This window comes from Rathayibacter oskolensis, assembly GCF_900177245.1.
Classification (GTDB): Bacteria; Actinomycetota; Actinomycetes; order Actinomycetales; family Microbacteriaceae; genus Rathayibacter; species Rathayibacter oskolensis.
Window position 1 is genome coordinate 68,172 of record NZ_FXBM01000002.1, and the last position, 20,431, is coordinate 88,602.

Here is a 20,431-nt window from a genome sequence, read left to right on the forward strand (position 1 = left end):
GGAAGCGCCGCACGACTCGATGATGAGGAGCCGACGAGCATGACCCGTCTCTGGAACGAACCGGCGGACTTCGCCGACGACATGGTGGACGGCTTCGTCCGCGCCAACGGCCGCTGGGTCCGCAAGGTCGCCGGAGGCGTCTCGCGCTCCACCCGCTCGGAGGAGCCGGAGGTCGCCGTCGTCATCGGAGGCGGCTCCGGCCACTACCCCGCCTTCGCCGGACTGGTCGGGCCGGGCCTCGCGCACGGCGCCGCGATGGGCAACCTCTTCGCCTCGCCCTCGGCACACCAGGTCGAGTCCGTGATCCGGGCGAGCGAGCAGGGCCGGGGCGTCCTGCTCAGCTACGGCAACTACGCGGGCGACGTGCTGCACTTCACCGCCGCTCAGGACGTGGTGCGCGCCGAGGGCATCGACTGCCGCACGGTCACCGTCACCGACGACATCTTCAGCGCCCCTCCCGCCGAGGCGCACAAGCGCCGCGGCATCGCGGGCGACCTCACCGTCTTCAAGGTCGCGGGCGCGGCGGCCGCGGCCGGCTACGGCATCGACGACGTCGAGCGCGTCGCCGTCGCGACGAACGACCGCACCCGCTCGCTCGGTGTCGCCTTCACCGGCTGCACCCTGCCCGGTGCCGACGAGCCGCTGTTCACCGTCCCGGAGGGCCGCATGGCGGTCGGGCTCGGCATCCACGGCGAGCCGGGGATCGACGAGGTCGACATCCCGAGCGCCGCCGAGCTGGGCGAGCTGTTCGTCACCCACCTGCTCGCCGAGGCCGAGATCCCCGAGGGGGTCACGGTCGAGGGCGCCCGGGTCGTGCCGGTCCTGAACGGGCTCGGCTCGGTCAAGAGCGAGGAGCTCTTCGTCGTCTACAGCACGATCGCCGATCGGCTGGAGGAGCGCGGAGTCACCCTGGTCGACCCGCAGGTCGGCGAGTTCTGCACCAGCTTCGACATGGCCGGCGTCTCGCTCACCCTGTTCTGGGTCGACGACGAGCTCGAGACGCTCTGGACGGCTCCGAGCGACACGCCCGCCTACCGCACCGGCTCGGTCGACGGCGGCGCGCTCGTCGCCGTGGCCGCCTCCTCGGACGAGGTCGAGGAGGAGGAGCTGCCCGAGGCGAGCGAGGAGTCGCGCGCCGCCGCGTCCCGCCTCGCCGACGCGCTCGACACCGTGCGCGGGGTCATCGACGCGAACGCCGACGAGCTCGGACGCCTCGACGCCATCGCCGGCGACGGCGACCACGGCATCGGCATGAAGCGCGGCGCACGCGCGGCGGCCGAGGAGGCCGCGGCCGTCCGCGACCGCGGGGCCGGCGCCGCCTCGCTGCTGGCCCGCGCGGGCGACGCCTGGTCGGACCGGGCGGGCGGCACCTCCGGAGCGCTCTGGGGCGTGATCCTGAACAAGCTCGGCGGCGCGCTCGGCGACGATCGTGCCGTGACCGCCCAGGACGTCAGCGCCGGCGCGACCGCCGCCTCCGACGCGGTGCGCGCCTACGGCAAGGCGACGGTGGGCGACAAGACCATGGTCGACGCGCTCGTGCCGTTCGTGGACACGCTGGCCGAGCGGGTCGCGGCGGGCGACGGCCTCGCCGACGCCTGGACCGCCGCGGCCGGTGCCGCGCGCACGGCCGCGGACGCCACCTCCGAGCTGATGCCCGGACTCGGACGCGCGCGCTCGCACGGCGAGAAGTCGCTCGGCACGCCCGATCCCGGAGCCGTCTCGTTCGCGCTGATCGTCGAGGCGATCGCCCCCCTGCTGACCACCACTGCGAAGACGACGAAGGAGACACCGTGAGCACCACCTGGAGGATCGTCATCGGCTCGGACGATGCCGGCTACGACTACAAGGAGATCCTGAAGCGCGATCTCGAGGGCGACGACCGCGTCGTCTCGGTGGTCGACGTCGGAGTCGACGCCGACGGGCACACCGCCTACCCGACCGTCGCGACGACGGCGGCCGAGATGGTGGCGCGCGGCGAGGCCGACCGCGCCCTGCTGATCTGCGGCACCGGCCTCGGCGTCGCGATCGCGGCGAACAAGGTCGAGGGGATCCGCGCCGCGACGGCCCACGACAGCTACTCGGTCGAGCGCAGCGTGCTCTCGAACGACGCGCAGGTGCTCTGCATGGGGCAGCGGGTGGTCGGCATCGAGCTCGCGCGCCGCAACGTGCGCGAGTGGCTCGGCTACGTGTTCGACACGTCGAGCGCCTCGGCCGAGAAGGTCGCCGAGATCGTCGCCTACGAGAAGGCCTAGCCGGGGGAGCCGAGGGGGCCCCGTTCCGGGGCGCCCTCACCGGGGGCTGTCCTATGCTTTCGAGCGGGCCCGCCAGCCCCTCTGCCGTTCGAATCCGCGAGGCCCCTGATGACCGACCCCGTGTTCCGACTGACCGGCTCGGAGTCGATCGAGCGGCGCGGTCTGCGCGACCACGTCTACGACCGCGTGCTCGACGTGCTCCTCGGGCCCGACATCGAACCGGGCATGCGCCTGTCGATCGATGCGGTGTCGCGCGAGCTCGGCGTCTCGCCGACGCCCGTGCGGGAGGCGCTCGTGCAGCTCGAGCGCACCGGCCTGGTCACCCGCGTGGCCAACAAGGGCTACCGCGTCGCGCCTCCGCTCGCCGACGACCAGCTCGACGCGCTCTTCGACGCGCGCCTGGTGCTCGAGAGCGGAGCGGCCGCACTGGCCTCGGCCCACGAGGCGGCGCTGGTGCCGCGGCTGCAGGCGGCGCTCGCCGAGCACGAGGCGATGACCGCCGTGGTGCGCGCCGCGTCGACGACGGGGGAGCTGCCGGTCGCGCTGCTGCGCGAGTACTTCACGGTCGACTGGAACTTCCACCACCTGATCTTCGAGGGGACGCACAACCCGTTCCTCATCGACATGTCCGAGGCGATCTCGACCCGCGTGCACCGCATGCGGCAGACGGTGCAGACCGGCGTGAGCGACGCCGACGAGGCGGTGCTCGAGCACCGGGCGATCGTGGACGCGTTCGCGTCGGGCCCGGAGGCGGCGGCCGCGGCGATGCGGGCGCACATCGAGCGGGTGCGCGAGCGCTCGCGGCGCGACTCCGTGCGCTGAGACCGAGAAGGGCCCGGCCGCGGGGAGCGACCGGGCCCTTCTCGAGGGATCAGCGGGTCAGTGCTGCGCCTGCACGCTCGTGGTCTCGAGCAGCTCGTCCGCCTTGGCGCCGCGGAAGAACTTGGTGCTGAACATCATCGCCGAGGCGAGGAACGCGAAGACGCCGAGCGAGACGATGCCCCAGACCCCGCTGTCGGTCGGGATCGCCTCGTTGAAGCCGTTGCGCATCAGCGGCGCGACGAATCCGCCCAGGTTTCCGAGCGAGTTGATCAGGCCGATGCCGGCCGCTGCGGCCGCACCCGTGAGGAACGCGGTCGGGTAGGCCCAGGTGATCGGTCCGACCGAGAGGAAGCTCGCCACCGCCAGAGTGATGAACAGCAGGCCGATGATCGGCTGCTCCGTCGCTCCGGCCCAGGCCGAGCCGAAGATCGACAGGCCGGTGAAGATGTAGAACATCGCACCCCAGGAGCGACGACGGCGGATGGTGTTCGCGTGCTGGCCCACGAAGTAGCAGGCGAACAGGCCGACGAGCCACGGGATGGCCGAGACGAGACCGACCTGGAATCCCACGTCCTGGCCGATCAGGTTCGCGACCTGCTGCGGGAGGTAGAAGGTCGTGCCGTAGACCGCGATCTGCAGGCAGAAGTAGATGATCGTGAAGTACCAGACCTTCCAGCTGGCCATCGCGCGCCAGATGCCCGTCGGGCCGTCGGCCTGGCGCACGGTGTCCTCGCGCTCCATCGCCGCCGTCAACGAGTCCTTCTCGCCCTGCGTCAGCCACTTCGCCTTCTGCGGATGGTTCGTCAGGAACTTCAGCGCCGCGAATCCGGCGATCACCGCCAGCAGACCCTCGGTGAAGAACATGACCTGCCACCCCTCCCACGGGGTGATCTGGTTGCCGATGCTGATCAGGCCACCGCTGAGGGGTGCGCCGAGCATCTGCGAGAACGGCTGCGCCAGGTAGAAGATCGCGAACATCTGCACGCGGACCTTGTTGGGGAACCACTCCGACAGGAACATGATGACGCCCGGGAACAGGCCCGCCTCGGTCACGCCGAGGAGGAAGCGCAGGATGATGAACATCGTGTCGCCGGTCGTGAACGCGAACGCGGCCGCCACGATGCCCCAGGTCACCGCGATGCGGGCGAGCCAGAACCTCGCGCCGAAGCGCTTGAGCAGCAGGTTGCTCGGGATCTCGAAGATCGCGTAGCCGATGAAGAAGATGCCGGCGCCGAGGGCGAAGGCTCCGTCCGAGATGCCGCGGTCGACCGACAGCGCCTCCTCGGCGAACCCGACGTTGGTGCGATCGAGGAACGCGACGAAGTAGAGGATGACGAGCATCGGCATGAGATGCCGGGACGCCTTGGAGATGGCGGACTTCAGGGCTGGATCACGAGTGGATCCGAGAGCCGCGGACGGCGAGGGGTTGGACAAGGCACTCTCCTTTGAGGGTTGACCGGGGGACGCAGGGAAGGGAGGTCAGGGGCCCAGTGCGGGCAGGATCTGGGCGGCGCCGACTCCGACGAGGAGGACGCCGACGGCGAGGAAGAGGATGCGGCCGATCGACCACGTTCCGACGAGCTTGTTCATGAGGGTTCCGATCCGGGGCTGGGTGTCAGTGCATGTAGAGGCCGCCGTCGACGTTCAGGGTCTGGCCCGTCACGAATCCGGCGTCCTCGCTGATGAGGTAGGCGATGGCCGCGGCGATGTCGCGCGGGGTCCCGATGCGGGGGAGGACGCCGTCGGCGGCCATGGCCGTCTTCCGCTCCTCGCTGAGGGTGCCGCCCATGATGTCGGTGTCGATCGGGCCGGGGGAGACGGCGTTGACCGTGATCCCCTGGTGTCCGAGCTCACGGGCGACGCTGCGGGTGAAGCCGATGACTCCGGCCTTCGCCGCCGAGTAGGCGGTCTTGCTGAAGGTGCCGCCGCCGCGCTGGGCCGAGACGGAGGAGAGGCTGACGACCCGCCCGACTCCGCGGGTCACCATCGACTCGACCGCGCGGCGGGTGCTGAAGTGCACGCCGTTGAGGTTGACGTCGATGACGCGCTGCCACTCCTCGGGAGTGACCTCGAGGTACGAGACCGGCGAGGCGATCCCGGCGAGGTTGACCAGGGCGACGACGGGAGGCAGCGCCGCCTCGAGCGCGTCGAAGGCGGCGCGGACCTGGGCGTCGTCGGCGACGTTCGCCCCGGCTCCGGCGGCCTGCACGCCGTGCTGCTCGGCGATCTCGGCCGCCACCTCCTGCGCGGCCTCGGCCTGCAGATCGATGACGCCGACGTTCCAGCCCTGCTCGGCGAGGTGGTGGGCGGTGTAGCGGCCGATGCCGCGGGGCGAGGCGGCGCCGGTGAGGACGACGGTGCGCGATTCGGGGAACATGGGTGCCTTTCTGACGACGGTGTCGGAGGGGGTGCGCTGAGCTCAGGCGATCGGGGCGGGGCCCAGCTCGTCCATGAGCTTCTTGATCGCGACGTAGGCGCGGTTGCGGTAGGCGATGAGCTCGGAGGTCCGATCGGCGGGCACGTCGAGGTAGCCGGCGCCCGACTTGGTGCCGAACTTGCCGGCGTCGACCAGCGCGGCCAGCGACTCCGGAGTCGCGAAGCGCTCGGGCCAGCGGGTCTGCAGCGAGGCGTAGCAGAAGGCGTAGACGTCGAGCCCGGCCATGTCGGCGATCGCGAACGGACCGAAGACCGGGAGGCGGAAGCCGAAGGTGGTGCGGACGATCGTGTCGATGTCCTCGGGGGTCGCGATGCCCTCCTCGACGATCTGCGTCGCCTCGTGGAACAGCGCGTACTGCAGGCGGTTGAGCACGAAGCCGGTCGAGTCCTTGACCCGCGCGGTCTCCTTGCCGGTAGCCGCGACGATCTCCTCGGCCAGCGCGATCGCGCTCTCGGAGGTGCCGGCGTGCGGGATGAGCTCGACCCCGGGGATGAACGGCGCCGGGTTCGAGAAGTGCACGCCCAGGAAGCGCTCGGGGCCGGTGACCGCCTCGGCGAGCGAGCCGATCAGGATGGTGGAGGTGTTCGATCCGATGACCGCGTCGGCGCGGGCCGCCGCGCTGATGCGGCGGAGGGTCTCGTGCTTGATCTCGATCTTCTCGGGCACCGCCTCCTCGATGAAGTCGGCGTCAGCGACGGCCTCCTCGATCGAGACGGCGGGCGAGAGGTTCGCGCGGATGCGCTCGACGGCGTCCTCGGGGAACAGGCCGTCGGCGACGAACTGGGCGGTCTCGGTGAGGAGGCGCTCGTAGTTGCTGCGGGCGATCTCCTCGGAGATGTCGGCGATGACGACGGTGGCGCCAGAGAGCGCGAGCACCTGGGCCATGCCTCCGCCCATGTATCCGGAGCCGACGACGGCGATTCTGCGTTCGGTCATGACAGAGCTTCCTTACTTCGAGGTCCGCGCTGCGCGGGGCAGCAGCGAGCGGATGTAGGTCTGGTTGGTGCCGCACATGCCGAGGCTGTCGCCTCCGTAGTGCTCGGCGAGGATGATGCCGCGGAAGCCGCCCTCTACCGCGTCGCGCATCACCTGGCGGTAGTTGATGAGACCGGCCTCCATGGTCGAGGGGACCGAGGTCGCCCACGAGCCGTCGGCCGACTCGTCGCGCGTGTAGTTCTTCACGTGCATGTAGTTGGCGTAGGGGAGCGTCTTGGCGAACAGCTCGCGCCAGTTCTCGACGGGGCGGTGCAGCCGGATGAGGTTCGCGACGTCGGGGTTGAGGCCGACGTTGTCCAGCCCCACCTCCTCGACGAAGCGGACCGCGCTGTCGGCGGTGCCGAGGTAGGTGTCCTCGTAGAGCTCGAGGGCGAGCGGCAGCCCGACGTCGGCGGCGTGCTTGCCGAGCTCGCGGATGCGGCTGACGGCGGCGTTCCACACGTCGGGGTCGTCGGGGTCCTTCGGGCCCTCGGCGGTCCAGAACCACAGCGCGCGCTTCTGCGCCTCGCTGAACGGCTGGTGCAGGCCGGTCGAGAAGACCTGCATGCCCCACTCCGCGGCGGCGTCGATCGTGCGGTGCGCGTAGGCGAGGTTCTTCTCCTCGTGGCCCGGCATGATCACGCTCTGGCGCTGCAGGTGCACCGAGGGGATGCCGATCCCGTGCGAGCGGGCGATGCTCAGGAACTCGTCGCGTCGCGAGGGCTCCAGGTCGGCGGGCCGCACGTGGCTGTCGGCCAGCTCGGCGAGGGTGAAGCCGACCTGCTCGACCTGGGCGAACATGTCGTCCCAGACCTCGGGGGCCGCGTCGTGCAGGGCGACGCCCTCCCGCGAGACGGGAGGGATGCCGTGCAGGCAGGTGGCGATCGGCCAGGTCTCGGCCGTCCAGGTGTCGGGGTTCCAGTCGACGGTGTCCCAGGTCTGGGCTCCGCCACCGATCGTGCGTTCGGTCATCGTGCTCCCTTGCACTCGGGCGTCCCACTCTGGACGCACAAAAGATCCTATAGGAAATATAGTCCGGATCTCGCGAAGCGCAAGGGGATGGGCGAAGGCGCGGCGGTGGCGCCCGGACGCGCCGATGGCGAGGGCCCCGGGGGATCCTCGCCATCGGCGCTGGTGGAGCGGTGTCAGTCGAGCGTCGAGCGGACCGCCGCACGAGCCTGCTCGAGCGCGTCGCGCAGCGAGTCGACGCTGGCCTGCGACACGGCACCCTGCGATGCCGCTGTGCGCAGCTCCGCACGCAGCTCGTCGCGGAACTCGGTGAGGAGCACCTCCGCGTCGCGCAGCGCGAGTCGCGAGGCCGTGCGCGCATCGGCCGCGGCCGGAGCGCGCGGCGCCTCGGGGGCCGCCTGCACGGGCGGCTCCTCGCTCGAGTGCTCGGGCGTGCGGGAGTCGAACGTGCCGCGGGCGTCGCGGGCGGCGCTCGCCAGATCGGCGCGCAGGCTCTTCATCGCCTCGGCGACGCCGAGCCTGACCTCGTCGGCCAGCCGGCGCACGGAGTCGGTGAGCTCGTCCTCGATGTCGCCCAGGTCGGTCGCGCGGTTTGCGAGCTCGGCGCGGCCGGCGTCGGTGATGGAGTAGACGGTCTTGCGGCCGTCGGCCTCCTTGGTGACGAGTCCCTCCTCCTCGAGCTTGGCGAGGCGCGGGTAGACCGTGCCGGCGCTCGGGGCGTAGGTGCCGCCGAAGCGGTCGCTGAGCGCCTGGATGAGCTCGTAGCCGTGCTTCGGGGCCTCGGCGAGGAGGCTGAGCAGGTAGAGACGCAGGCGTCCGTGCGCGAAGACGGGGCTCACAGTGCGCCCCCGTCCATCGGGCGCTGATCGCCCGAGGGCGAGCCCGCGTCGGGCGATCCCCAGCCGGCGTGCTCGTCGACGCGAGCCGGCGCGGCCGCGCGGCGGACGACGGTGACGTCTCCCGAGACCGAGTTGGCTGCGACGTCGACCCACTTCGAGTCGAGCGAGCCGGTGGTCGAGGTGTAGCCGCGGCCGAAGGTGCCGCGCACGACGGCGCCGTCGAGCTGCAGGGTGCCCGAGACGGTGTTGATGCGGTAGCGGGCGCCGAGGCCCTCGTCGATCCTGACGGTCAGGTCGCCGCCGACGGTGTTCGCCTGGATCTGGTCGGGGGTGCCCTCGGCGTCGACGAAGACGCTGCCCGAGACTCCGTCGACCGAGAAGCGCGTGAGGGCGCCGGCCGCGGTGACGTCGCCCGAGACGGTGTGCGCCGAGACGCGACCGGTGTGGTTGCGCACCGAGAGCTCGCCGTGGACGGTGTTCACCACGATGTCGCCGTGCAGCCCGTCGATGACGACGTCGCCGCCGACGGTCGAGACGCGGGCGTCGCTGTGCAGGCCCGACACGAGGCCGTCGGCCGAGACGGTGTCGAACGCCAGGGCCACGCCGCGGGGGACGAGCACGCTGACGTCGGCGCGGTCGCCGCGACGGCCGAGGCCCTTCACCACGTCGACGACGGTGTCCCAGCGCAGCTGGATGTGGTCGATCTCGAGACGGTCGCCGTCCATCGAGATCTTCAGGGGGCGTCCGCTGACGCTGTGGACCTCGATGCGGGCGGTCGGCTCGTCGTGGCCGATGACGTCGATCTGCCCGCCGACCAGGGCGATCTTGACCGAGCGGACGACGTCGAGATCGACGACCTTCGATTCGCCCGCTTGCACGAGCCATTTCTCGAGAGACATGTGCTCCTCCTCTCCGCCCGTAGGGGCGGTCTGACACGCGATATAGCGCGAGTTGATGGAAGTCACGATATATCGCGTTCGACCGGTCGGCAAGGGCGCCCAGCATCTCGGGAGGAGGCGCTCGACCCTGACGCTGCGTCGACGCCTACGGTCGGAGCCGTCGCCGGCACCCGCGGAGGACCCCGGTCGCTCTGGTAGACCGGGGGCATGGATCCGATCGAGGCGCTGAACGAGATCGCCGCTCTGCTCGAGCGCGAACGGGCGTCGAAGTACCGGGCGAAGGCGTTCCGGCGCGCGATCGCGGTGCTCGAGGCGATGCCCGCGGCCGAGCGGAGCGACCTGGCGGCCGTGCGCCGCGCGGCGGGCATCGGCGACACCACCTTCACCGTGATCAGCCAGGCGCAGGACGGCCGCGTCCCCGACTACCTCGCCGACCTGCGCGGGACCGCGTCGCTGCCGCAGAGCGCGCTGCGCAGCCGCCTCCGGGGCGATCTGCACAGCCACAGCGAGTGGTCGGACGGGGCGACCCCCGTCGCCGCGATGGTGGAGGCGGCGCTGGCGCTCGGGCACCAGTACCTCGCCCTCACCGACCACTCCCCGCGCCTGCGGGTCGCGCGGGGGCTGAGCGCGGAGCGGCTCGAGGAGCAGCTCGAGCACCTCGCGACCCTCGAGACGGGCTCGCTGCGCCTGCTCAGCGGGATCGAGGTCGACGTGCTCGACGACGGCGCCCTCGACCAGACCGACGACCTGCTCGACCGCCTCGACGTCGTGGTCGCGAGCGCCCACTCCACCCTGCGGATGCCGAGCCGGGAGATGACGGCGCGGCTCGTCGCGGCCGCGTCCGACCCGCGGACGGACGTGCTCGGTCACGTCACCGGGCGGCTCGTGAGCGGGGAGCGGGGCACCCGGCCCCCCTCGACGTTCGACGCGGGCGCGGTGTTCAGGGCGTGCGCCGATCACGGCACCGCGGTCGAGATCAACTCCCGCCCCGAACGGGAGGACCCGCCGGACGAGCTGATCGCCCTCGCCCTCGAGGCGGGCTGCCTGTTCGCGATCGACAGCGACGCCCACGCTCCCGGCCAGCTCGGGCTCCTCGACTACGGGGCCGAGCGTGCGGAGCGGCTCGGGGTGCCCGAGGAGCGCATCGTGACGACGTGGCCGCTGGACCGACTGCTGGCCTGGACGCGCAGCGAATGATCGGCGCGAGGTGCTTGACAAGCGGGTGTACCGCGGGGAACGTGCGCGCGCAAGTGGTGAAATCACAGGCACCGCCTTGGCAAGCTCGGAGCCGCTCCCTCCCTTCCGACAGATCCAGGTGAACCGTGGCCACGCAGACCGTCCTCGATGCCGTGCGCAGTGCTCCGACCCTCCTCGAGGCGATCCGGGCGGCCGACGAGCTCACCATCGCGGCGGTGAGCGACGGAGGCGGCCGCGCGGTGCGCCTGCTCACCCGGGCGGCGCTCGACCCCTCCGATCAGCTGACGGCCATCGCCGCGGTGCACTCCCTCGCCCAGGTCTTCGACGAGGAGGCGGACCTCGCGCTCCTCGCGCTCCTCGCCGACGACCGAGCGTTCATCCGCGAGCACGCGGCCTGGGCCTTCGGCGGACGCCTGCCGCGAGCGGGCGCGATCGGGCCCCTCGTCGAGATGCTCGGAGACGGCGGCTTCGCGGGCATGCTCGCGCAGCGCACCCTCCTGCTCTGGGCGTCGTCGACGCCCGACCTCCTCGCCCTCGCGCTCGAGGGCGCGCTGATCGGCGAGCGCGAGCCCAGTCGCCGCGCCCGGTACGTCGAGACGATCGGTCTCGTCCCGGGGGCGATCGCCGAGCGCACCCTCCTCCGCGTCGCCGCCGCCGGCAGCGAGGCCTTCGAGACCCGGGCCGCCGCCACCGACGCGCTGGGCGAGCGCACCTCTGACGAGGCGACCATGCTGCTCGCCCGCCTCGCCGACGAGCGCGGCGCTCTCGCTCCGATCGCCCGCCTGGCACTCGACGACCGCTCCACCGCGACTCCGGACGCGGGCGCCACCGTCGCCCAGCTGTTCGTGCACGCCGACATCGACGGCACCCTCACCCGGGTGGGCGCGGGCGACAACGGCGGCATCGCGACCCTCCTCGTCCGCCTCGGCGACGCCCTCGGCGATGAGGTCGGGATCGACCGCGTGCTCACCCTCTCGCGCGGCACCCCGGCCGAGGCGGAGCGCGCGCTCGCCGAGCTCCCCGCCTCCGGGCACGGGTTCGCCCCGGTGCCGTTCGCCGGCCCGCCCGTGCCGATGCCCGAGGCCTGGCCCCGTCGGATCGCCGCCGAGCGCGGGATCCGCCGCATCCTCCGCGCGGCCGGCCGCGTCGACGTCCTGCATCTGCGCATGGCCGACGTGGGCTCGCTCGCGGCCGCGGCCGTCGCGCGAGAGCTCGACATCCCCGTCGTCTTCACGGTCGCGCCCGACCCGCACGCGCTGATCGCGGGACTCGACGCCGCGGGCACCCTCTCGCGGGCCGACTTCGGCGACCGCGACAGCGCCGAGCACTTCTGGTTCCGGGTGCGGCTCGTGCAGCGCCTCGCCGCCGACGCGGCGCACACCGTGCTCTTCCCCCGGGCGGATCTCGCGACGAGCATGCGCGAGCTGATCGGCATCGACATCACCGCGCACCCCGAGCGCCACACCATCGTCCCCGAGGGGATCGACGTGCGCCTCGTCGAGCGCGGCGAGGAGGCGGCGCGCGCCGCCGCCGCCGGGGAGCCGGTCGCGCTCGACGAGGGCGGCGACCTCGCCTCGCTCGACCGCGTCCTGGCCGCGCTCCCCGAGGAGCGGCGCGGACTCCCGCTGCTGCTCAGTGTCGGACGACTGCACAGGGTGAAGGGCATGGCGAGCCTCGCGGAGGCCTGGGCCGGCGACCCGGCGCTGCGGACGCGCGCGAACCTCCTGCTCGTGGGCGGCGATCTCGAGGACCCGAGCCCCGACGAGCGCGAGCAGCTCGACCGCATCGAGGCCGTCGCCTCCGACGGGCTCCTCCTCGCGGGTCACCGGCCCAACGGCACCGTCGCCCGCTGGCTCGGCGCCGTCCGCCACGGCCGCCCCGGCTTCGCGGCGCCGTCCGGCGCCTACGTGTGCGCGAGCGTCAAGGAGGAGTTCGGCATCGCGCTCCTGGAGGCGCTCGCCGCGGGTCTCGTCGTCGTCGCCCCCGACGCGGGCGGCCCGGTCACCTACGTCGAGGACGGCGTCACCGGCTTCCTCGTCGACACCTCCGACCGAGACGCGCTCGCCGGTGCGGCTGCCGACGCCCTCGACCTCGCCGGCGGCCCGCTGGGCGAGCACGCCGCGGCCCGCGGCAGGGCGATGGTCCGCGAGCGCTACACCGTCCAGGCGATGGCGCACGCGCTCTCGGGCGTCTACGCCCGCGCGACGGCCGAGCAGGAGCGGCCCCTCCGCTCCGGACTCGTCCTGGGCGCCTCATGACCCTGCTGATCGTCAGCCCCGACTACGCCTCGCACCTGCTCCCGCTCGCGACGCTCGGCACGGCGTGGCGCGACGCCGGCGAGCGCGTGGTGGTGGCGACGGGCGACGCGACCCGCGCGATCGTCGACGGGTTCGGGTTCGACCACGTCCCGCTCCGGCTGGGCCGCGGCTCGAACGCGGGCACGATCCGCGCCGAGGAGCAGGCGCCCGACGAGGGGGCGTCGCTCCGCGGCTTCTTCGACGCGACCCGCCTCGGCATGGTGCCGACACTGCGCTACCAGGCCCGGGAGCGGCTCACCGACCTGCTCTGGGATCCGGCCGGTGTCTCCTCGCGACTCCGCGAGATCCTCGACGAGGTGCAGCCGGACGCGATCGTGGTCGACCACCTCGCCTTCACCGCTCGCGTCGCGCTGCGTGCTCTCGGGGTGCCCTACGGCGACGTCGTGCTCGGGCACCCGAGCGCGCTCACCGTCCCCGGGGAGGTCTACGGGTTCCCGCCGATCTGGCCCGACGCCTTCGCCCCGTCGCCCGAGGATCTCGCCGAGCTGCGGGCGCTCTGCGAGGAGGTCCGCGACTCCTTCACGACCGAGTGGAACGCGGCGCTCGCCGCACTGGACCCGTCGGTGGAGCGCAGCGCCGACGCCTTCGCCGAGACGGGTGACGTCCTGCTGCTGAACTACCCGGGCGAGCTGCACGACCCTGCACGCACGGCGCAGCTGCCTCCGCACGCCTTCCTCGGCTCGGCCGTGCGGGAGGAGCCGGCCGACAGCGAGGTCGAGGAGTGGCTCGCCGCCTCCGACGACCCGCTCGTGTACGTGAGCTTCGGCAGCTTCCTGTCGGTCCGCGACGACGTGCTCGAGCGCGTGGTCGCCGCGCTGTCGTCGGTCGAGGTGGCCGGGCGGCCGGTGCGGGTCGCACTCGCCTCGGGAGCCTCCCCGGTCTCGTCCCTCGGCGACGTGCCCGCCGGCTGGCTCGTGCGCGGATTCCTCCCGCAGGTCACGCTGCTCCGCCACGCCGACCTCGCGATCACGCACGGCGGCAACAACAGCGTCACGGAGTCGATGGCGGCGGGGGTGCCGCTGGTCGTGCTCCCCTTCTCGACCGACCAGTTCGCGGGAGCCGCCGCGCTCGAGGACTCGGGCTTCGCCGAGGTGCTCGACCCGAACTCCGCGGGAGCCGACGAGCTCGCCGCCGCCGCCCGCCGGATGCTGGCGCTCGACGGCGACGCCCGACGACGCCTCCGTGCCCTCTCTGCCGATCTGCGCGAGGCACCGGGGCCGGAGCGCGCCTTCCGCGCCCTCTCGGGCAGCATCGCGCGCCGCTGACCGGAGCCGCAGCGGATGCCGGAGGACGACGAGCGCTGGCTGGTCATCGGGGGGCGCCGGTGGCGGCGCACCGACCCCAGCCTCCCCGACGAGCTCGTGGCGGCGCTGACCTCGCACCTCGGCCGGGGCCGCTCGGGGGTGCGCGCCGCGAAGGGCGACCCGGAGGCGGTCGCCGCTGCCCGGCGGCGCGTCGGCCTCGCGAAGCACGGCCTCGGCGAGCGCGGCCCGGCCTGGTGGGACGAGCCGGAGCGGGACAGGCTCGACCGGGCGCGCTCGGCGCTGCGCGATCTCGAGGCCCTCGACGCGCCTGACGCCTAGCGCGTCCCCGTCCACCAGAGGGCGGTGGAGGTGCCGTCGCCCACGCCGTAGAGGACGAGGTTGCCGTCGGTCTGCATCGCCAGGGTGGTGTCGTTCCAGCGCTTCCCGGAGCCGGTGTTCGAGGCCCACAGGGCTGCTCCGCCGTTGTAGACGACGAGGTTGCTGTCGCCCTGCAGGGCGATCTTGCTCGCCCCTCTGCCCGCCGTCCCGCTGCTCCAGGTCGCGGTCGAGCTGCGGTAGACGACGAGGTTGCCGTCCGTCTGGTAGACGGCCTTGTAGCGCCCGTTCACGAGGCAGAGTCCGCCGTTGGGGAAGTCCCGGCTCGAGACCGAGGTCGACACCGTGGAGCGACCCGCCGAGCACGAGAGGGTGTCGGCTGCCGCGCTGGAGGCGACCGCGCCGCTGAGCAGAGTCGCCGCCAGCATCGACGCGCCCAGCAGTGAGGCGCCGCGCCGCCCCGGTCGAGTGCTTCTCTTCGTCATCGTCCGTGTCCTTCGCTGTCTTCGCACGCGAGCAGTTCTCACGTTCGAGTGACCATACCGATATGGCACACTGGCGGACGGCGGTGGCGTGGCCCGTCCCGCACGGGACGAAGAGGAGTACCGGATGCGAGAGGTCCTGCGGTGACGACGACGGCGCTGCCGATGCGGTACCCCGACTCCGGATCGAGCGCCGTGATGACGCGCCGGGGCTGGTGGCTCCTCGTCCTCGCCGTCGTCCTTCCCGGCTCCGCCCAGGTGCTCGCCGGGTCGAGGCGCCTCGGTCGCCTCGGCGTGGCGGCGACCCTCGCGCTCTGGGCGGCGCTCGCCCTCCTGGCGGGCGCAGCCCTCGTCCTCCCGACCGCTCTCCTCACCCTCCTCACCTCTGACGTCCCGCTCCTCGTCCTCCAGGCGCTCCTCGTCTTCTACGGACTGCTCTGGGCGATCCTGACCCTCGACACCCTGCGGCTCGTCTGCCTGATCAGGGTCGGGCCGACCGCGCGACCGCTGATCGCGGCCGCCGCGGCCCTGGCGATCGTCCTCTCCGCGGGGTCGACCGGGTACACCGCGCACCTGGTGGGAGTGTCGAGGGGGCTGCTCTCGACCGTCTTCGGCGACAGTGCGGCGGTCGCGCCGGTCGACGGGCGCTCCACGGTCCTGCTGCTCGGGGGCGACGCCGGAGAGGATCGCGACGGGCTGCGCCCCGACAGCATCTCGGTGGTGTCGATCGATGAGCAGACCGGGGAGGCGGTCGTCATCGGCCTGCCCCGCGACCTCCAGAAGTTCCCGTTCCCCGCCGACTCCCCGCTGGCGGAGCTCTATCCCGACGGCTATCCGGCGGAGGACTGCGCCGTCGACACCTGCCAGCTCAACTCCGTCTACACCGAGGTGCAGCTGAAGGAGCCGGAGCTCTACCCGGACGCCGAGGCGAGGGGGAGCTCACCGGGCATCGAGGGCATGCGCGACGCGGTGAGCGGCGTGCTCGGTGTGCCGGTGCAGTACTTCGTGCTCATCGACATGCAGGGCTTCGCCGATCTGATCGACGCCCTCGGAGGAGTGGACATCACCTACACCGGGTCGGAGGACCTCCCCTTCGGCGGTGTGCTGGACGAGGAGGGGCGGCTGCAGGGGGTCAACGCCTGGCTCACCCCCGGGGCGCACCACCTCGACGGCTCCAACGCTCTCGCCTACGCCCGCTCGCGGTACGGCAGCGGCGGCGGCGACTACGACCGGATGCTGCGCCAGCGCGAGGTGCAGAACGCGATCCTCGAGCGCCTCGATCCGCTGAACGTCCTCGCGAGGTTCCCGGCGCTCGCGCGGACCGCCTCGAGCGTCCTCACGACCGATGTGCCGCGGGGCGCGCTGGGCTCCCTCCTCGCGCTCGCCCTCCGAGCGAGCGCGCAGCCCGTCGGCACGCTCGAACTGGTGCCGCCCCTGGTGATCCCGAGCGACCCCGACTACGACGCCATCCGGGCCGACGTCGCGGCGCTCCTGTCGGGTGCGCGGTGACGGGCCCCTCGCGGACGTCGCCCGTCTCAGTGCAGGAGAGGCTCAGCGCAGGAGACGCTCAGTGCAGGAGCGACTCGGCGAGCGAGACGGCGCCGCGCACGCCCGACTCGTCGCCGAGCGCCGGCCGCACGATGCGGAGGCGCCCGCCCGCCGTTCCTGTGGCGCCCGGTGCGCCCATGAGGCGCTCCACCTCGGCCTCGACCGCGGGCACCAGGCCGGGCGTCTTCGAGACTCCGCCGCCGAGGATCGCCAGGCGCACCCCGGTCACGTAGGCCAGCGTCGTCACGAGCTGCGCGAGGTAGTAGGAGCTGAAGCGGAGGTTCGCGGCCGCGTCGTCCGGATCGAGGCGCGAGCCGTCGACTCCCCAGCGCGCCGCGATCGCCGGGCCCGCGACGAGCCCCTCGACGCAGTCGCCGTGGAAGGGGCACGTGCCGGCGAAGCGGTCCTCCGGGTGCCGGCGGGGCAGCAGATGGGCGACCTCGGGCCAGCCGCTGCCCGCAAGGAGGCGGCCGTCGGCGATGATGCCGCCGCCGACTCCGGTGCCGACCGTGAGGTAGGCGAAGTCGGGCTCGCCCACGGCGGCGCCCCAGCGCGCCTCGCCGAGCGCCGCTCCGTTGACGTCGGTGACGAGGGCGAGCGGGGCGCCCGGAGCGGCCGCTCGGAGCGGGGCGAGCACGTCGGCCCCCTCCCACCCCCGCTTGGGCGTCGAGGTGAGGCGCCCGTAGCCGGGAGACGCGGGGTCGATGTCGAGGGGGCCGAAGGAGGCGACGCCGACGGCCGCGACCGTGCCGTCCGCTCCGTGGCCGCGCACGAACTCGGCGAGCTCGCCGAGCGTCTCCTCCGGGCCGCGCGTCGGGAGGGTCGTCGTCGCGAGGAGGCGATCGGGAGCGGCCGCGGCCGCCACGGCGGCGACGACCTTCGTCCCTCCGGTCTCGATGCCGACGAGGAGGGCGCGGCCCGAGGTGCTCGCGAGGCCTGAGGTGCTCACGTGATCAGCAGGCGGTGACGGTGCTCACCGCGCGCGACAGGGTCAGCTCGCTGCCGAGCACGAACGCGGTGTCGACGTGCAGGCGCTTCAGCGAGTCGACCGTCTCGCCGGGGACGCAGGCCGGGTAGCTCAGCGAGATCGGGTAGCCCTGCGCCGCCGCGACCGTCGCTCCCGAGAGGGCGTCGGCGAAGCCCTCGCCCGAGGCGAGGTAGGTGGTGTCGACGAGCGGGGCCGGCGGGTACGCCTCGTTCACCAGGCGGCTCGTCGCGTAGCGGCTCGGTCCGCCGATGCGCGTCGTCTCGTCGACGGCACCGGAGGAGACCAGGTCGGCCTCGATGCCGGCCGAGATCGACGGCTCCTGGCCGATGACGACGGCGGTCGTCGCGTCGAGGCGTTCCACCGCATCCGTTGTCGCGGCGTCGAGGCCGTCCTTCGCGCCGTCGACGAGGAGCACCGCCGAACCGGACCGGCCGGCGACGGGAGCGACCGAGAGGGCGTCGGGGAAGTTGCCCCCGGTGGCCAGGAAGACCTCGTCGGCCGTCGAGAACGGGAACGCCCCGGCGACCAGCTGTCGCGAGGTGTCGTAGCGGTCGGTGCCGCCGACGCGATCGATCTCGCCGACGAGGGCCTCGATCTGGGAGTAGACCGCGGTCGACACCGTCAGCGCGCTGCCGACGACGACCGTCTTCAGCGGCGCGAGGCGCGTGATCTCGCTCGCGACCGCGGCCGGCAGCACGTCGGGGTCGGTCAGCAGGAGCGCGCCGCCCTGGACGGCGGCGGCCGGTCCGGCGCTCAGCGCGTCGGCCCAGCCCGCGCCACTGGCGATGTAGAGCACGGGCACGCCGGGCTCGAAGGCCTGCGTGGTCGCGACGGAGGTGCCGTAGCGGTCGCTGCCCTGCACGCGCTGCGACGAGAAGAAGTAGGGGCTCGGCGTGAAGTCGATGCCTGAGACGGCGCTCTCGCCCACCTCGACGTCCTGGGCGGAGCCGACCCAGTCGGTGTCCTGCCAGAACTCGTCGCCGACGGAGGGGACGCCGGAGCCGGCGGGCTGCTCGAGGACGCGGACGACGTAGGAGCCGGACGGGAGGGTGGGGAGGGTGTAGTCGCCGGTGGCTCCGGCGTCGACGGTCGTGGTCGTCGAGGCGGCGAGGACGGAGTCCTCGAGATCGGCGTCGATCGACCACGCCTGCACGACGTAGCGGTGGCTGCCGGGCACGCTCGCGGGCGAGGTGATCCTTCCGGTGACCTGCGCGGAGGCGGCCTCGGCGGCGACGGCCGGAGCGGCGAGCCCGGTCACGGCGAGCGCTCCGATCGCGAGCGAGGAGAGGGAGAGCGCGAGCAGTCGGGCAGCGGGCCGACGGCGGAGAGGAGTCACAGGGGTGCTTTCTGGTCGTCGCGGCGGGCCGCGGAGGACACGATGTTCTGAATGCTAATGGGCGGGGACTCGGGCCCCGTCCCCCGTCCGGGTGGGATCGGCTGGGTCAGCAGGTGGTCAGTCGAGCGACGGCCGGCGAGAGGGTGGGCGTGCCGCCGAGCAGCGTCACGTCGTCCAGGTAGAGCGACTGGAGCTGCACCCGGGTGGCACGCGGGACGCATCCGGGCTCGCTGAGGTACAGCCTCGCTCCCCAGCCGGACACGACGGGTCCGGCCGCCAGGGCGTCGGCGAAACCCGTTGCGGAGGCGAGATAGACCCTGTTGTTGCCGAGGCTCGACGGGTAGCGGGCGTTGAGGAGCCTGCTCGTGTCGTGACGGTCCGCGCCGCCGATGCGGTCGACGCGATCGACGAGCCCCGACTCCGTCAGGTCGGATTCGATCCCGGCCGAGATCGAGGGGGTGCTCCCCAGCAGCTGGCCGACTCCGGGAGACAGGCGCTCGAGGGCCCGTCGTGTCGGTTCGTCGAGGGATCCGCGAGCGCCGTCGACCAGGAGCACGGGTTCACTGCGGCTCCCGGCGATCGGGGCGACCGAGAGGGCGTCGGGGAACGCGGTGCCGGTCGCGAGGAACACGGTGTCGTACTCGCCCTCGAAGGCGTCCTCGACGAGGAGCCGCGAGGTCTCGTAGCGGTCGGCGCCGGCGATGCGCTCGACCGGTGCGTCCGTGAGAGCGTCGACGCTCCTCCGAACGGCCTCGCTCACCGACCCGGGGCCGCCGACGACGACGATGCGGTCGGGTTCGAGGCGGGTGATCTCGTCGGCGACCACCGCGGGCAGGGTCCTCGGATCGGTGAGCAGCAGCGCGCCGCTCTGGTGGCTGGCCGCGGGCCCGGCGCTCAGCGCATCGGGCCAGTTCTCTCCGCTGGCGAGGTACAGCACGGGCATGTAGCCCGGGCCGTAGTCGGATCGCGTCAGCTCGACCGCGGTCGCGTAGCGATCACCGCCGGCGATCCGCTCGACGTGCGAATCGTAGGCCGTCGGCGTGAAGTCGATGTCGGCGAGCCCGTCCACGTCGAGGAAGGTGTTCGAGTACTTGTCCGCCGAGTTCGTCTCGGGGTAGTACTCGGCGTCGTAGTCCGGATACCCGGCTCCGACGATGCGGAACACGTAGGTGCCGACGGGCAGCTGCTCCGCTCCGGCGAACGACCAGGGCGTGGCGACCCCGGGAGTCGCCCGGACCCGGGCGGTGGCGAGACGGTACACCTCGGTCTCGCCCAGCCACCAGGCTTCGACGACGAACTCGGGGGCGGTGACACCCGGGATCGCTGCCGCGGTCACGTCGCCCGAGATCGGGGCCGTGCGTCCGAGGAAGAGGGAGAGGTCGTCGTCGCCGGCCTCGAGGCGGTAGGCGTCCTCCTCGATCGGAGTGCTGCCCGACCAGGTCGGATACCAGGTCGGGTCGTCGACGACCTCGGCTCGGAGGGCGTAGCTGTGCCCGCCGGGCAGGCTCATCGAGTACTCCGCTCCCGTCACGATCTGCTTCACGACGACCGAGTCCTCGTTCACGGCCTGCACTCGGTAGGCCTCGCCGCTCGGCTCGGGGTGCGCCTCGTCGGCGTCATCGACGTAGATGGTGCCCGAGAGCACGATCGAGTCGGCGGCAGCGGCAGCGGCGGGAGAGCCCGCCGAGAAGCCCCCGAGCAGCGCGAGGGCAACTGCGGCGGCGCCTCCGGCCGCGGGGAGGAACGGGCGTCGCGAACGGCGGCGGTCGGTGTGCACGGGAGACCTCTC

General features: G+C 72.8%; 18 protein-coding genes. 8 read left to right on the forward strand and 10 right to left on the reverse strand.

The features are described 5' to 3' along the window. Window positions 1-39: 39 nt before the first annotated feature. From B9Y99_RS09475 to B9Y99_RS09485, 3 genes are all read left to right on the forward strand, one after another. Complete coding sequence (locus tag B9Y99_RS09475; RefSeq protein WP_085476387.1) at window positions 40-1,794, forward strand: dihydroxyacetone kinase family protein; 1,755 nt, start codon at window positions 40-42, stop codon at window positions 1,792-1,794. Continuing rightward, complete coding sequence (locus tag B9Y99_RS09480) at window positions 1,791-2,252, forward strand: ribose-5-phosphate isomerase (protein ID WP_085476388.1); 462 nt, start codon at window positions 1,791-1,793, stop codon at window positions 2,250-2,252. Before B9Y99_RS09475 ends, B9Y99_RS09480 begins: the two co-directional genes overlap by 4 nt. A 108-nt stretch (window positions 2,253-2,360) precedes the next feature. Beyond that, on the forward strand, window positions 2,361-3,074 hold the full coding sequence (locus B9Y99_RS09485) for a GntR family transcriptional regulator (protein ID WP_085476389.1): 714 nt from the start codon (window positions 2,361-2,363) through the stop codon (window positions 3,072-3,074). A gap of 57 nt (window positions 3,075-3,131) precedes the next feature. On the opposite strand, the gene B9Y99_RS09490 is transcribed toward B9Y99_RS09485, so the two are convergent. The 6 genes from B9Y99_RS09490 to B9Y99_RS09515 form a co-directional block, all read right to left on the reverse strand. Beyond that, window positions 3,132-4,421 carry an MFS transporter gene (locus B9Y99_RS09490; RefSeq protein ID WP_129587985.1) on the reverse strand — a complete coding sequence of 430 codons (1,290 nt, stop codon included), beginning with the start codon at window positions 4,419-4,421 and terminating at the stop codon, window positions 3,132-3,134. Window positions 4,422-4,689: 268 nt separating this feature from the next. Then, window positions 4,690-5,451, reverse strand: coding sequence for an SDR family NAD(P)-dependent oxidoreductase (locus B9Y99_RS09495; protein WP_085476391.1), 762 nt, complete (start codon window positions 5,449-5,451; stop codon window positions 4,690-4,692). A 42-nt stretch (window positions 5,452-5,493) separates the two neighbouring features. After that, window positions 5,494-6,447, reverse strand: a complete 954-nt coding sequence (locus tag B9Y99_RS09500) for a 3-hydroxyacyl-CoA dehydrogenase family protein (RefSeq protein WP_085476392.1) — start codon at window positions 6,445-6,447, stop codon at window positions 5,494-5,496. Window positions 6,448-6,459: 12 nt separating this feature from the next. Then, window positions 6,460-7,458 (reverse strand): sugar phosphate isomerase/epimerase family protein, encoded by a 999-nt coding sequence (locus B9Y99_RS09505; RefSeq protein ID WP_085476393.1) that lies wholly within the window; start codon window positions 7,456-7,458, stop codon window positions 6,460-6,462. 173 nt (window positions 7,459-7,631) lie between these two features. Continuing rightward, on the reverse strand, window positions 7,632-8,294 hold the full coding sequence (locus B9Y99_RS09510) for a PadR family transcriptional regulator (protein ID WP_085476394.1): 663 nt from the start codon (window positions 8,292-8,294) through the stop codon (window positions 7,632-7,634). After that, on the reverse strand, window positions 8,291-9,193 hold the full coding sequence (locus B9Y99_RS09515; protein ID WP_244274855.1) for a DUF4097 family beta strand repeat-containing protein: 903 nt from the start codon (window positions 9,191-9,193) through the stop codon (window positions 8,291-8,293). The genes B9Y99_RS09510 and B9Y99_RS09515 overlap by 4 nt, the downstream gene beginning before the upstream one ends. 207 nt (window positions 9,194-9,400) lie before the next feature. Between B9Y99_RS09515 and B9Y99_RS09520 the strand changes: the two genes are divergently transcribed. The 4 genes from B9Y99_RS09520 (at window position 9,401) to B9Y99_RS09535 (ending at window position 14,291) form a co-directional block, all read left to right on the forward strand. Then, complete coding sequence (locus tag B9Y99_RS09520) at window positions 9,401-10,390, forward strand: PHP domain-containing protein (protein WP_085476395.1); 990 nt, start codon at window positions 9,401-9,403, stop codon at window positions 10,388-10,390. A 125-nt stretch (window positions 10,391-10,515) separates the two neighbouring features. Further along, complete coding sequence (locus B9Y99_RS09525; RefSeq protein ID WP_085476396.1) at window positions 10,516-12,648, forward strand: glycosyltransferase; 2,133 nt, start codon at window positions 10,516-10,518, stop codon at window positions 12,646-12,648. Further along, a complete protein-coding gene (locus B9Y99_RS09530; RefSeq protein WP_085476397.1) occupies window positions 12,645-13,973 on the forward strand; it encodes a glycosyltransferase in 1,329 nt (442 codons plus the stop codon). The genes B9Y99_RS09525 and B9Y99_RS09530 overlap by 4 nt, the downstream gene beginning before the upstream one ends. 15 nt (window positions 13,974-13,988) lie before the next feature. After that, entirely contained in the window at window positions 13,989-14,291 is a 303-nt protein-coding gene (locus B9Y99_RS09535) for a biopolymer transporter Tol (RefSeq protein WP_085476398.1), read from the forward strand. Here the strand turns inward: B9Y99_RS09535 and B9Y99_RS09540 are convergent. Next, window positions 14,288-14,773: a hypothetical protein gene (locus B9Y99_RS09540; protein WP_085476399.1), complete on the reverse strand. Its 486-nt coding sequence runs from the start codon at window positions 14,771-14,773 to the stop codon at window positions 14,288-14,290. The two genes, B9Y99_RS09535 and B9Y99_RS09540, sit on opposite strands and share 4 nt — an antisense overlap. A 141-nt stretch (window positions 14,774-14,914) precedes the next feature. On the opposite strand from B9Y99_RS09540, the gene B9Y99_RS09545 reads away from it, so the two are divergent. Beyond that, a complete protein-coding gene (locus tag B9Y99_RS09545; RefSeq protein ID WP_244274856.1) occupies window positions 14,915-16,279 on the forward strand; it encodes an LCP family protein in 1,365 nt (454 codons plus the stop codon). A 58-nt stretch (window positions 16,280-16,337) separates the two neighbouring features. On the opposite strand, the gene B9Y99_RS09550 is transcribed toward B9Y99_RS09545, so the two are convergent. The 3 genes from B9Y99_RS09550 to B9Y99_RS09560 form a co-directional block, all read right to left on the reverse strand. Next, a complete protein-coding gene (locus B9Y99_RS09550; RefSeq protein ID WP_085476400.1) occupies window positions 16,338-17,267 on the reverse strand; it encodes an ROK family protein in 930 nt (309 codons plus the stop codon). Between the two features lie 4 nt (window positions 17,268-17,271). Then, entirely contained in the window at window positions 17,272-18,642 is a 1,371-nt protein-coding gene (locus tag B9Y99_RS09555; RefSeq protein WP_085476401.1) for a cell wall-binding repeat-containing protein, read from the reverse strand. A 106-nt stretch (window positions 18,643-18,748) separates the two neighbouring features. Then, window positions 18,749-20,419: a cell wall-binding repeat-containing protein gene (locus B9Y99_RS09560; protein ID WP_085476402.1), complete on the reverse strand. Its 1,671-nt coding sequence runs from the start codon at window positions 20,417-20,419 to the stop codon at window positions 18,749-18,751. Window positions 20,420-20,431: the final 12 nt, after the last annotated feature.